The following is a 12,321-nucleotide window of genomic DNA, read 5'->3' on the forward strand; positions in this document are numbered from 1 at the left end:
TTTGGCTAGCACGGAGATTCGCTGAGCCGAAAATTGTTTGGTGACCGCACCCACCATCAACTGGCGGGTGCGGCTCAATGCTCAATTCACGGCAGCGTACTTATATTGCCTACCAAAGAACCTTGAAGGTCAGTTGGATATTGCGTGGCTGGTTGCTCTGGCCGCCGCTCTTAATGATCTGGCCAAAGGTTCCGTCCGTGGGAGTGTAGTCGTATCCGCCCGAAAACGTGGGGTGATTGAGTGCGTTGAAGGCGTCGATCCTGAACTGTGCATGGAGCCGTTCGTAGATATCGAAGCTCTTGGAGAGGCTCGCATCCATGTCTTCGGTGCCCGGATCACGGATTCCCGTATAGACCACGTTAGGATGAATGCCGTAGCTTGGAATTGAGACGAAGCTATAGTTGCCATTGCACGTGGAGCTCGTGCCTTTCGAGGTCAACTGGTAAACTCCGGCATTATTTAACTCCCAGTCGGCGACACACGCATCGCTTACGCCGGTAATTGCGGTAGCAGTCACCTTCCGCTGAATCCTACCGCCACCGTTGTAATCCGTGCTTCCGTTCAGCTGCCAAGGAAAACCAGTCTGCCACGAAACGATGGTTGCCACTTCCCATCCGCCCAGCACGGTATCCACGCCACGATTCACGTGGCCGAGAAGCGCCCTGCCTCGGCCGACTGGCAACCGCCAGAAACCGGAGAAAGTAATGCGGTGTGTGAAATCCTGGGAGTCGATGTTGCGGGCTTGGACACGATAGATCGTATCCGTGTATCCGCCTGCGTCCATCGTCTTGGCCCACGTCCATGTGCCATGCACTGTGATCGACTGACTCACTCGGTGCGATGCGGTAAGTTGCAATGCGTTATACCAGGTCTTGCCACCATTGATGTCGTACTCCGTGATGTCGCCAAACGCCGGGAAAGGACGCGTCAGATTCAAAGCCTGGATGGTGGGCTGGGTGTAATAGTTCGAACCCTGGAATCCGTTGACGCCCTCGAATGGATTGGGTACATAGGCACCCGTATTGCTGTTGCACACGGCAGGGTTGCCACCCAGTTCCGAATCGCACTGCGCATACGAAGCAACAGATGGACGATTGATGTTGTCGCTCGTTCCAGTATGCACGGTCCGCGTGCCCACATAGTTCAATTGGAAGACATCATCCTTAAGGAACTGTTGCTGGATACCGGCCGTGTACTGATACGTACGCGGCGACGCAAACTTCGGATTGAGATAGAACAGGCCCTGACCAAGCCCTGTCAGATATCCGAGCGAAGATCCGGTTGGCTGGATGACGATCGGGAACGGAGCTGTTGGAACGGCGGGATTGGCGCCATTCCCCGGAACACCGAGGTTCTGTGTTGGTGTAATGCCGCCATTATTCGAAGCGTCATATTGCGTGGTCGCAGAGAAGCCGGTCTCATTGGGACCAGGGTTCGGGTTTTGAAAGAACATACCGAAGCCGGCCCGGACAACCAGCTTGGGTATCGGCGAATACGCGACGCCGATACGCGGCTGGAACGTCGCCGTATCGAGCTCGTTGTAGGAGCGGGGATTTCCGTTCACACCGGGAAACTCCAGACCTCCTTTTACCGGTACGCTGAGCCCGGCAGAGACCGGGTTCGTAACATTCGGGTTGAAGTCGTAATCGAATCGGTTGTGGCGCTCTGTCGGCGGCTGGTTCAGGTCGTACCGAATGCCCAGATTCACTGTCACGTTCCGCAGCAGCTTCCAGTCATCCTGAATAAACGGCGCCCAGTAATGCTGCGAGAAGAGCAGCGTTGGCTGGATAAGCACCTGTCCCGAGGTCGCCGTGCCCAGCAGCAAGGAAGCGATGCTGTTTCCGCTCGCGTTGTCTCCAGACTGGTAGTTGGATTGCGTCCACGTACGATCCACGCTGAAGCTTGGACCTCCCGTTTGATAACGGTATCCGGTCTGCAGGAAACGAACGTCGAGACCTGTATGAATCGTATGCCGGCCCTTCGTCCAGGTCACGCTCGGAAGCATGGCAAGGGAGTTACCTACAGTGAACTGACCGCCACTGTTTCCAATCGAAGTAAATTCGCTCGGATTGGTATAAGGCAGAAAGTTGTTGTACACGCCGAATTGGCTGATCTCGGAGGCAGGAAATCCGAGTGAACTCATGTCGAAACCTAGCGGGCCTTCGTTCAGAATGTTCCCCCGCACAATCACGGACGCCTTGAAATCGAAGATCAGTTGGGGAGTGACCGTATGAATCCACTCCGGGCCAAACGAGTTGACGCGTTCGCCGTGAGGATACTCACCGTACGCTCCGATGCCCGGAATGCCACTCTGATCTTGCGTCTCTGACCGCTCCCAATAGCCATATCGCAGGCTCGCTCGGTCCTTCGATCCAATGACCTGATCGACCTTGATCAAGGCGTTCCGGTAAGTATCTGTCGTGGGGCTCGGAGCGACATAGTTTCGCGTGTACGACGTGGACTGCGGGGTAGGCGTTGCATTGGGAGTTGGGTAGTACTTCAGAATCGCAAGCGCGAATGGACTTATGCGGTTCATCGGAATCTGGTTGATCTTTCCGTTGACCGTCGGGAATGGATCGCGGACTGGCGTTCCATTTACGATGCGTGTGGTCAACGGATCAAATAGCGTAATAGGCTTGATCGTTTGCGTGGGAGCATCGAAGTACGTCAAGTCGCTAAAGTCGCCGGTCAGCCATTGCGGTTCAGGAACAGAGTCAAGCGCTACGCCCGGAAAGATCTCACTCCAGTTCTCGACCTGCGCCAAGAAAAACGTTTTGTCTCGCCCGTTATAAATCTTGGGAATGACGACTGGACCGTCTAATTCGACACCATACTGGTCACGTGTATGTGACGCCTTCGGAATATGGTTAAAATCATTCGCCCAGAGATTCGCATCCAGGTACGCGCGTCGCGCAAACTCATAAACACTTCCATGCAGCTGATTCGTGCCCGACTTCAAAATCGTGTCGATCACGCCGCCTTGCAGACGTCCATACGTGGCATCGAAGGGATTCGTGACGACCTTGAACTCCTGCACGGCCTGCACCGGCGGGATATAACCCTGTTGCGAGTTCGTCCCGTTATAGGCATCACCGTGAGCGGCCTCATTGGATATGCCATCCAGCAGTAGCTCGTTGTTTCCATAGCTACTGCCATTGATTGACAGGGCTGCCACGGAGTTATCAAACGGCCGCACATACAGGACACTGCCAGAGTAATAAGTTCCAGCACTGAGTTGCGCCAGTTGTCCCAGGTCTCCGCCGTTCAGCGGTAGCTCCGTCACGCGCTCGTTTTCAACGACCTCGCCGATGTCCGCTTTGTCATGATCGAGCTGTGCCCCACTGACATTGACCGTCTCCGTGACCGCGCCGACCTTCATCACAAAGTTGATAGTGACCGTCTGGCTCACCTGAACGGTAATATCGGTCCTCGCTTCGATGCCGAAGCCCGGGGATGAAGCAGTCACACTGTAGACGCCTGGCTTCAGATAAGGCACCGTATAGTCACCAGTGCTCGTCGTAGCGGTAACGACCTCGACATTCGTCGCCTGATTATGGACAACCACACGCGCCTTCGGTAGACCAGCTCCAGTGGTTTCCACAACGCGCCCGGTCAACGTTTGGGCTCTCAATGAGGCCGGAAGCGTGACTGCAAGGAGAAGCATCAGCCTTACCAATACCTTCACACCGCTAACAAAGAACTTGGATGGAGGCCATCCGCGCCCAACTCCGTGCCTGTTTCCGTTCATTATCGTGAGACCTTCCTGCCTCTCAATCGCATAGCGGGCAGCACCAAAATTCGCGCCCGAAGGCGAGGGTAAGATACGTCACGTAGACGTAGGTCAAAGTGTCGTGTACGTTACCGAAACATGACGCTACCCGCCCGACATAAACTTTGTCAAGAAAAAAGTTGAATGCTTCGAATTGCAGTCGAATTGGAGTTCAAACAAAAGCTACTGGAGAGACACGGAAAAACCCGGCCCCAGATTGGTCGTCCATTTCCAATAGATATTTTCGAACCTTCGGCCTTCTTGCTTGAGCTTGTAACCTTTCTTCGTTCGACATCTCCAATGGGTGCGCACAAAGCGGATATTACTTAAGCGTTGCTCCTCGAACAACGTGCAGTTCCTCTTTGTGCGCGAATCGGTTCCCTCACCACTAACCCATCAAGGAGCAGCCAATGTTAAAAGCAGTTCGTAACGTGTTGACTATCGCGCTCAGTGCAGGAGCACTTACTTCCACCATGCATGCCGCCGATAGCTCTATCGGCTCTGCGTCTACAGTTTTCGTCATGACGAACGACACTGTAAAGAACGAAGTCCTCGCCTACCAACGGCTCTTCGACGGCAGGCTCACGCTGAAAGAGCGCTTCGCCACCGGTGGCCGCGGAAGCGGTGGCACCACTGACCCACTGCAATCGCAAGGTTCGCTTACCCTCAGTCACGACCGCAATCTACTCTTTGCTATCAACTCAGGTAGCGGCACTATCTCCAGCTTTCATCTCCTGGGCAGCCTGCCTGTCCTCGTTGATCAGGAGCCTACTGGCGGCTCCGAGCCAGTTGCCGTGGCCGAGCACAATGGCATCGTCTACGTCCTCAATGCGGGTGGAAACGGAGCAATCGTAGCCTTCCGCGCTGATGATCTCGGACTCCTTCACGAAATCCCCAACTCGACCGTGCATCTCACTGCTACGCACTCCGGCGGTTCTTCCATCTCCATTAGCCCCGATGGAAAGACACTCGCCGTCATCGAGAAGGTTCCCAACAACATCGACACCCTTCCCATCCACCCCGATGGAACACTTGGGTCGATCGTCATTAACCACAGCATCACTCCTGGCGTCTTCGCTGCTATCTTCACACCAAACGGTCAGCTGATTGTCTCTGAGAATCAACCCAACGGGACGGACGTCTCCAGCATCTCCTCCTATACCATCAACGCCGATGGAACCGTGACAGCCATCAGCCAGAGCCTTCAGACCTTTGGCGATGGTAACTGCTGGAACGTCATCACTCCGAATGGCAAGTATGTCTATGCCGATAACTCTGCCACAGCTACGGTCGCCGGCTTCTCCGTCGCAGCCAACGGTTCCTTGACTCCCATTGCCGGAACGATTCTCAGCTCCAACCCGGCGGGCACGACTAATCTTGATATCGCAGCCAGCAGCGATGGCAAGTTTATCTACACAATGAACTCCGGCACAGGCTCCGTCGGCATCTACAGTGTCAACTCCGACGGCACCCTTGTCTCTCTCGGCGACATTGATGGGCTACCAAAGACCGTCGGCTTCAACGGGATAGCAGCTCTTTAGCCAAACGATGCAGGTCTTGGGTTCACTATTCCAGGACCTGCACCTCCTTTAGTAAGGAAAGCGCATCTTCTTCCGCCTACATTGATCTGTATTTACATCTTCAGGAATGCAGAGTCTCGTTTCTGGATCATCTGTTTGTCCGTCCTTGAACTTCATAGAGACGAGCGTGTTTGCGACGGCGATAGTGTCCAAATTCCGTCAGTGTCGGACTGTAGTCTCAGGTTCGTCACGCAAGACCCAACATGCGTAGTTGAATCTATTTCATAACTGACTGAGATAGAGGAGCTTAGATCGTAGACTCTGTCTCCCAGCCGAATCCCTAAACAATGGCGAAACGATTGCAAGGTCGTGCAGACATGGACATAAATGAAAGCAAGAGACTTCCACCAGATCATGAAAACCGATCTCCGGTTTTGGAAGACTACGACCTAGTTATTCTCGGCGATGGCACAGGAGCGACCCTCGCCGCGTGGACACTTGCCAGTCAAGGACAGCGCGTCGCGGTGATTGAGCGAAAGTACATAGGTGGCTCATGCCCGAACATTGCCTGTCTCCCGAGCAAGAACATTATTCAGAGTGCGAGGGTAGCGTCGTACGTTCGTCGAGGTGAAGAATTCGGTGCCGTCGCAGATGGTTTCCACATCGACATGCTGGCAGTGCGGGCCCGAAAGCGTGCGATGGTATCGGGCTTGAACGATATATATCGCGATAACTTCAAGCAGACCGGCGCCGAATTCATTCTCGGATCAGGGCGCTTCGTAGGACCAAAAACGCTGGAAGTCGCTCTTGTCAATGGGACGACTCGTCGGCTTCGCGGGACCAATGTAATCATCAGCACGGGTACGCGGGCTGCGTCTGAAGCGATACCCGGTCTACCTGATGCGCAGCCACTGACACACGTCGAGGCACTCGAACTGGATCAGGTTCCCGAGCAGCTTATTGTGATCGGCGGCGGCTACGTTGGACTGGAACTATCGCAGGCGATGCGTCGATTCGGCAGCAAGGTCACTGTCATCGATCGAAATGACCGTTTGTTGCATTTAGAAGACGATGACGTGACGAACGGTCTTGCCACCTTGTTCAAGGACGAGGACATCGACACAGTCGTGAATGCAAGTGTGAAACGCATTTCTGGCAAATCAGGCGGTTCAGTGAGCGTTGTTGTCGAGCAAAAAGGAAAAGAAACGACTCTCGTGGGCACTCATCTGCTTGTCGCAGCGGGTCGACGGCCAAATACGGAGAACCTGGGACTGGAGCTCGCAGGTATTGAACTGAATGATCGCGGCTATATTAAGGTCAATGAACGGCTCGAGACGACCGCACCAGGCGTTTGGGCCATTGGCGAGGTGGCCGGGACCCCTCAGTTCACGCATGTCAGCGTTGACGACTTCCGCGTAGTCCGCGACAACCTTGCAGGGGGCAATCATGTTACGACAGGCAGGCAAATCCCCTACACCCTTTTTACGGACCCGGAACTTGCACGCATAGGTCTGACGGAGAGAGAAGCCAATGCGCGAAGAATCGACTATCGCTTGTTCAAAATCCCAATGGAACGAGTGCTGCGAGCCCACACTCTCTCCGAGACACGCGGATTCTTGAAAGCGCTCGTAGGAGCAAACGATGATCTTATCCTTGGCTTCACCGCCTTTGCCGTCGATGCAGGAGAGATCATGGCATCGGTACAGACTGCCAGGATCGCCAGTCTGCCTTATACCGCACTCCGCGATGCCATCTGGGCTCACCCGACTCTTGTGGAAGGACTCAGTCCGTTATTCTCGTCTGCACCCTCGCTAATGACAGCCTTTTGATGCACAGATAGTCGACCGTCTTCGAGAGGAACAAGACTACATACGCGTTTACCCCAAGGAATTATGAACAGAGCTAAAGGAGAAAAAAGTGTACCAGCTCAAAACTCTATTAGAAGAATCACAGACCAACGGTACGGCCATCGGTCACTTCAATATCTCCGATTGGATCTTGCTAAAAGCTGTGTTCGCGTCTGCTCAGGAATTACAGGTTCCCGTAATCGTCGGGGCATCGGAAGGTGAGCGCGCGTTTTTAGGTGTTGCTCAAATCGCAGCCCTGGTCAAGAGCCTGCGCGAGGAAGAGGGCTTTCCTATCTTTCTGAATGCCGACCATACTCATTCCCTGGAGAGCGCGATAGCGGCGGCCAAAGCTGGATTCGATTCGGTCGTGTATGACTTATCCGCATTACCGTTTGAGGAGAACGTTAAGCAAACCAGGCAAGCGATCGAAGCGCTGAAATCAATCAACCCGACGATCATCGTCGAAGGTGAGATTGGAAACATCGGAACAGGGTCTGAGATTCATGATTCGCTTCCTGACCGATCGAAGGATCTCTCCACGCCGGACGAAGCAAGACAATTTGTAGAAAGTACCGGAGTTGATGTTCTCGCTCCAGCAGTCGGGAACAGTCACGGAATGGTACAAGCCATGGTAGAAGGTGATGTTAAAAAACGGCTCGACCTCGTACGTATCCGGGAGATTAAGAGTGCGACCAAGAGCCTGCTGACCTTGCACGGCGGCTCCGGCACAGAAGACAGCGATCTCCGGGGAGCGATCGCCGCGGGAATCAATATCATTCACATCAACACTGAGTTGCGGGTTGCTTGGCGGCGCGGCATGGAACAGGCTTTCGCGCAAAAGCCACGGGAAATCGTTCCCTATAAGCTGCTGCCTATCGCGGAAGAATCGGTCAAGCACGTCGTCCTCTCCCGATTGCGGCTATTCAATCAGCAGCAACGGACATCGACAGCCCAGTAAGGTTTGCACCTATACTATGGAACTTCTGACCGAACCTTCTGCTACAAACGTCAAGGTTCAGCTTTGGGTAATGGCAATTCTCGCGTTTGCCGTCTTCTACAGCAACTACATGGTCGCGCCGCTCATTCCTGCATTTTCGAAGGAATTTGCAGTGCCGGCCTATCAACTGGGTTGGCTGATCGCAGGCTACCTGATTTCTTATGGGATCTCGACACTGGTATACGGAGCGCTGTCTGACTTGTGGGGACGCGCTCCTACCCTAGTGGCACTTCTATGTTTTGCCACGACGACGATGCTGATGGTTTCATTTGCGGGATCGTGGAGGACACTGATCGTCGCGAGGATCCTATCGGGCGTGGGGTGTGGCGGAATCGTAACCATCTCGTTAGCAATTGTTGGTGACCGCTATCCTTATGCGATTCAGGGACGGCCCATGGGCAGGATGTTTGGAGCGATCGCAGCGGGTATTGGATTCGGCTCAACGCTGGGGCCCATTCTGAATCCGCTCTTTGGTTGGAGAAACGAGTTTCGAATGCTCGCCTGCGTGTGCTGCATGGGCGCCGTCTTTGTCTTTCTGGATGCTCGCTCAATTGTCAGGGTGCATAGAAAGCCCGGTTCGTTCGGCCGAGTGATTCGCGAGTACCTCGTTGTTCTGGACGAATCGCGGGGTGGCCGGACCTTGGCTTTCATTTTCTGCAACGGAGCTTTCCACGGGGGCATCTTTTCCTGGCTGGGAGTTCTGCTGACACGCCGCTATCATCTGCATGACGCCGGCATCGGTTTAGCCCTCGCAGGATACGGTCTACCAGGGATTTTCTTCGGGGCCACGATTGGGAAATGGGGGGATCGCTACGGAAGAAGATACGTTGTCCCGTTGGGATTTCTTTGGGCGGCAGGATGCGGTTTCCTGTTGCTCCCACACAGCCGACGGTTGGTCGCCGCGCTTGTTATCGCAGCGCTGTCTGTTGGATTCGACGCGACGCATCCACTCATGTCCAGTATTACGACGTCATTGGACCCCAAGCACAGAGGTCAGATTACTGGATTCGCAACGTTCGCGAACTTCCTGGGGATGGGCGCAGGAGCACTGTGCTTTCAACATCTGATTGCGTTTGGTTTTAATATTGCTCTAACTGTCTTCGCCTCTGCACAGACTTTGCTAGGCCTCGCAGCCCTCTACGCCTTTAGAAGGGAGCGCCCCGGTCGAAGGCGATCCCTTGAGACTGCCTCCGCTCAATCATTTTCATCTCGACGTTGAGAGGTGCGTAACAGCTTGTGCAGCCTATGCCAGGCCTTACAGTTATCGTGCTGGAAGCTGGGAGCTATAGCTGCCGATCCTCGGCACGTATCGGAATGTCATTGATACTCGCTTCTCGCCTCTGCATCAACCCGCTGGGCGCAAATTCCCAAAGCTCATTCCCGTAGCTTCGGAACCAATTGCCGCTATCGTCATGCCATTCGTATCGGAACTTGACCGCTATGTGATTGTCGTGAAATGCCCATAACTCCTTCTTAAGCTTGTAATCCAGCTCGCGGTCCCACTTTCGCCGAAGGAACGCCACGATGGCCGGCCTGCCCTGAATAAACTCAGCACGATTACGCCATTGGCTGTCCTCTGTATAGGCGGACGCCACCTTCTCCGGGTCGCGCGTGTTCCACAGATCCTGGGCCAGTTGCACTTTCTTTGCTGCGAGTTCTGGATCAACGAACGGTGGTGCAATCACAATACTCATTTCAGTCTCCTTTTGCGGTCAGCTTCAACCCGCTCTATGAACTACGAACCGGCTGAGGACGCTTCATTTTTCACAAGTCGCAGAAAAGTTTTCTGCACCACTCTGGTTCATTCCTTTGTCACTTCACAATTGCTGAGTTCTCGACTCCTTTAACTATTTGCTGTGTTTTCTAACTGAATAGCCTTTTTCCCGAAATAGCTGATCAGGTATAACGATGCCCCTAGGGAGATGACATCCTTGAACAGAAACAGGCCCAGAAAGCTCATGTATCTCATCCCGTGAACCACAGTCGTTGTGCCGGGAGTAGTCATGATCATCGTGCTGGTTATGAAGAACATAAGTGTTGCGATGAGGCCGCCGACGATACCAACTTTAGGCCTCAGGTAGCCTGCCAAAAACAAGATTGCGGCAATCCATTCAGTAAGTCCGATTAAATCGGAGCCGATATACGGTCCGAACACTTTGAAGTGCCAGCCGATCAGCGGGCTGTGAGTTACCAAGGGCGTTATGCCATCAGCGCCTGGGACGGTCATCTTGTAAGCTCCGGCCCAAAGGAGCATAACGATCATGCCGATACTGGTAACCAGGAAGGGAAGGTTACGCTCATCTATCCAAGCGGCCAATTTGGTTAATCTGCTATTGGCTTGTCCATAAGAAACTGCGGCTGATCCTGGAGCGTTCATACTGTTGGCCTTCCGTCGCTTTCGTGAAGTCTTAAAAACCAATGGTCTTCGTCGTGATGAACTCTTCTGATCCTGATGAGGCCGCCTTAAGAAAATGCTTGGACGACGGCCTCGACCGCTGCGCCGTCGGGGAGTGCCAAGGTCTCCAATATCGTGAAGTGGTTGCAGCCAGGCGCTGAAATCTCCTCGACCAACTCGCCGCGTGCCCGTAGGCAAGAGGCGTAATCTGCAGTCTGACGCCTCAATTCGGGCAGTTCAGCGCCTCCCACGGTCAGCAGGGTTCGCGCGCCAACGCCGATGTGCATTTCCGGGCTGTAAGCCGCGACCTCGGCCGGGGTGAGATCGAGCTTCTCGTTCAGATAGCAAAGCCGGATCGGCTCGAGATCGTACAGTCCGCTGATGCAGAGCACGAGCGAGACCGCCGGATGTGTCCGATGCCAGGCTGCCAGATGGCCGCCAGCGGAATGGCCCGCAAGGCAGAGACGCGCGGGATCGGCCCCCCATTCTTTGAAATGGGTTGCCAGGAATTCGATCGCGTGGCCAATCTCGTTGACGATAGCGCCAAAGCGTGCCTCGGGCGCGAGCGTATATTCGATAAGCGCCACGTTGAAGCCATGCGCGAGCGGGCCGGTGGCGATATGAGCAAACTTCTCCTTCGACAGGCTCTGCCAATAGCCCCCGTGAAGGAAGGCAACGGTCGGAGCCCCAGCGTCGGGGCCGGGGATCCAGTCTATTCGTTGGCTCGCGGCCTCACCATAGGCCAGGTCTCGCTTGACGCCGACAGCCTCGTAGATCGTAGTGCTGCGACGGCCGAAATCGGCCATCTTTTCCGCGACATCGGGCACTGCGGCGACGTTGTTGTAGGCGCGGTCGAGCACCTCTCGATCCATGCCCCGATAACTGTCCACGTCATCTCCTTGCCTATTGATCAATGCGTAAGGGTTCGCGACGCCAATCGCATCACGTTTTCGAGTGCTCAAATGCCTTTGATTTCGCCGCCGTCCATACGCACGGATGTTCCCGTCATCCACTTCGCTGCGGGCGACACCAGATAGGCCATCAGGTCGGCGATTTCTTCTGGTTTGCCGTAGCGAGCTATACCGGCTTTCTCTGGAAACTGCTTCATCGCCTCTTCCACACTCAGGCCGTGCTCCGGAGCCCAATGGTCCATGAAGGAGCGACGACGACCGGTCATGACTGCGCCGGGAACGACGCTGTTGACCTGAACCCCATCCTTAATGCCTTGCTCCGCAAAGGCCTTCGCCAGCGCAATGATGGCAGCGTTGATGGTCGCTACGGCCGCGAAACCTGGCTTCGGATCGAGAGCAGCACTTCCGGAAATCAAGACGACAGATCCGTTCGAAGCCTTCAGTGCATCCCAGGCCTGTACAGTGAGGCGGCGCGCACCATGAAGTTTGAGTGCCATGCCGTCGTCCCACTGTGCATCTGTCATCTCGAACAGATCAATCTGCGGCACCGCACCGGCAATGTTGACCAGTGCATCGATTCTGCCAAAGCGATCAAGGGTGCCCTTGACGATAATTTCAGGCGACCGAGGATCCCGCAGGTCGAGCGCATAGATCAGTGACTCCGCGCCTGCGGAGTTGACCGCCGCTGCAGTCTTCTCCAATTCGTCTTTATTTCTTGCTACGAGTACAACGGCGGAGAAGTCGCGTGCTAACCGCACAGCAGTAGCACCACCGATTCCCTGGCTTGCGCCAGTGACGATAGCAACAGATTTGGTTTTCATAATTTCATTCTCGAGTTGCCTACTGCGTCTGGGATGGTCCGCGAAGGCCTTTCACCTCGGT

At 54.6% G+C, this 12,321-nt stretch carries 9 protein-coding genes; 4 read left to right on the forward strand and 5 right to left on the reverse strand.

Translation table 11 applies throughout. The annotated features are described in order from the left end of the window. Positions 1–109: 109 nt before the first annotated feature. Positions 110–3,748: a carboxypeptidase-like regulatory domain-containing protein gene (locus GSQ91_RS20710; RefSeq protein ID WP_158823646.1), complete on the reverse strand. Its 3,639-nt coding sequence runs from the start codon at positions 3,746–3,748 to the stop codon at positions 110–112. A gap of 431 nt (positions 3,749–4,179) precedes the next feature. Between GSQ91_RS20710 and GSQ91_RS20715 the strand changes: the two genes are divergently transcribed. From GSQ91_RS20715 to GSQ91_RS20730, 4 genes are all read left to right on the forward strand, one after another. Beyond that, the gene (locus GSQ91_RS20715; RefSeq protein ID WP_254064771.1) at positions 4,180–5,310 is read left to right on the forward strand and encodes a beta-propeller fold lactonase family protein; all 1,131 of its coding nucleotides are present in this window, start codon (positions 4,180–4,182) and stop codon (positions 5,308–5,310) included. Positions 5,311–5,666: 356 nt separating this feature from the next. Next, the gene (locus GSQ91_RS20720; protein WP_158823647.1) at positions 5,667–7,118 is read left to right on the forward strand and encodes an NAD(P)/FAD-dependent oxidoreductase; all 1,452 of its coding nucleotides are present in this window, start codon (positions 5,667–5,669) and stop codon (positions 7,116–7,118) included. A gap of 88 nt (positions 7,119–7,206) precedes the next feature. Then, positions 7,207–8,094, forward strand: coding sequence for a class II fructose-bisphosphate aldolase (locus tag GSQ91_RS20725; protein WP_158823648.1), 888 nt, complete (start codon positions 7,207–7,209; stop codon positions 8,092–8,094). Positions 8,095–8,110: 16 nt separating this feature from the next. Beyond that, positions 8,111–9,352 (forward strand): MFS transporter, encoded by a 1,242-nt coding sequence (locus tag GSQ91_RS20730; RefSeq protein WP_158823649.1) that lies wholly within the window; start codon positions 8,111–8,113, stop codon positions 9,350–9,352. A 64-nt stretch (positions 9,353–9,416) separates the two neighbouring features. On the opposite strand, the gene GSQ91_RS20735 is transcribed toward GSQ91_RS20730, so the two are convergent. The 4 genes from GSQ91_RS20735 to GSQ91_RS20750 form a co-directional block, all read right to left on the reverse strand. After that, positions 9,417–9,827 (reverse strand): nuclear transport factor 2 family protein, encoded by a 411-nt coding sequence (locus GSQ91_RS20735; protein WP_158823650.1) that lies wholly within the window; start codon positions 9,825–9,827, stop codon positions 9,417–9,419. A gap of 149 nt (positions 9,828–9,976) precedes the next feature. Next, a complete protein-coding gene (locus GSQ91_RS20740) occupies positions 9,977–10,510 on the reverse strand; it encodes a DUF417 family protein (protein ID WP_158823651.1) in 534 nt (177 codons plus the stop codon). An 86-nt stretch (positions 10,511–10,596) separates the two neighbouring features. Then, the gene (locus GSQ91_RS20745; RefSeq protein ID WP_158823652.1) at positions 10,597–11,418 is read right to left on the reverse strand and encodes an alpha/beta hydrolase; all 822 of its coding nucleotides are present in this window, start codon (positions 11,416–11,418) and stop codon (positions 10,597–10,599) included. A gap of 68 nt (positions 11,419–11,486) precedes the next feature. Next, positions 11,487–12,260 (reverse strand): SDR family oxidoreductase, encoded by a 774-nt coding sequence (locus GSQ91_RS20750; protein WP_158823653.1) that lies wholly within the window; start codon positions 12,258–12,260, stop codon positions 11,487–11,489. Between the last annotated feature and the right edge of the window lie 61 nt (positions 12,261–12,321).

Source organism: Granulicella sp. S156, from assembly GCF_009766105.1.
In the GTDB taxonomy this organism is placed as follows: domain Bacteria; phylum Acidobacteriota; class Terriglobia; order Terriglobales; family Acidobacteriaceae; genus Granulicella.

What these genes read in the sequence shown, in the direction of transcription:
- GSQ91_RS20710 (WP_158823646.1), bottom strand. Translation starts at nt 3,748, where the DNA reads ATGAACGGAAACAGGCACGGAGTTGGGCGCGGATGGCCTCCATCCAAG.
- GSQ91_RS20715 (WP_254064771.1), top strand. Translation starts at nt 4,180, where the DNA reads ATGTTAAAAGCAGTTCGTAACGTGTTGACTATCGCGCTCAGTGCAGGA.
- GSQ91_RS20720 (WP_158823647.1), top strand. Translation starts at nt 5,667, where the DNA reads ATGGACATAAATGAAAGCAAGAGACTTCCACCAGATCATGAAAACCGA.
- GSQ91_RS20730 (WP_158823649.1), top strand. Translation starts at nt 8,111, where the DNA reads ATGGAACTTCTGACCGAACCTTCTGCTACAAACGTCAAGGTTCAGCTT.
- GSQ91_RS20735 (WP_158823650.1), bottom strand. Translation starts at nt 9,827, where the DNA reads ATGAGTATTGTGATTGCACCACCGTTCGTTGATCCAGAACTCGCAGCA.
- GSQ91_RS20740 (WP_158823651.1), bottom strand. Translation starts at nt 10,510, where the DNA reads ATGAACGCTCCAGGATCAGCCGCAGTTTCTTATGGACAAGCCAATAGC.
- GSQ91_RS20750 (WP_158823653.1), bottom strand. Translation starts at nt 12,260, where the DNA reads ATGAAAACCAAATCTGTTGCTATCGTCACTGGCGCAAGCCAGGGAATC.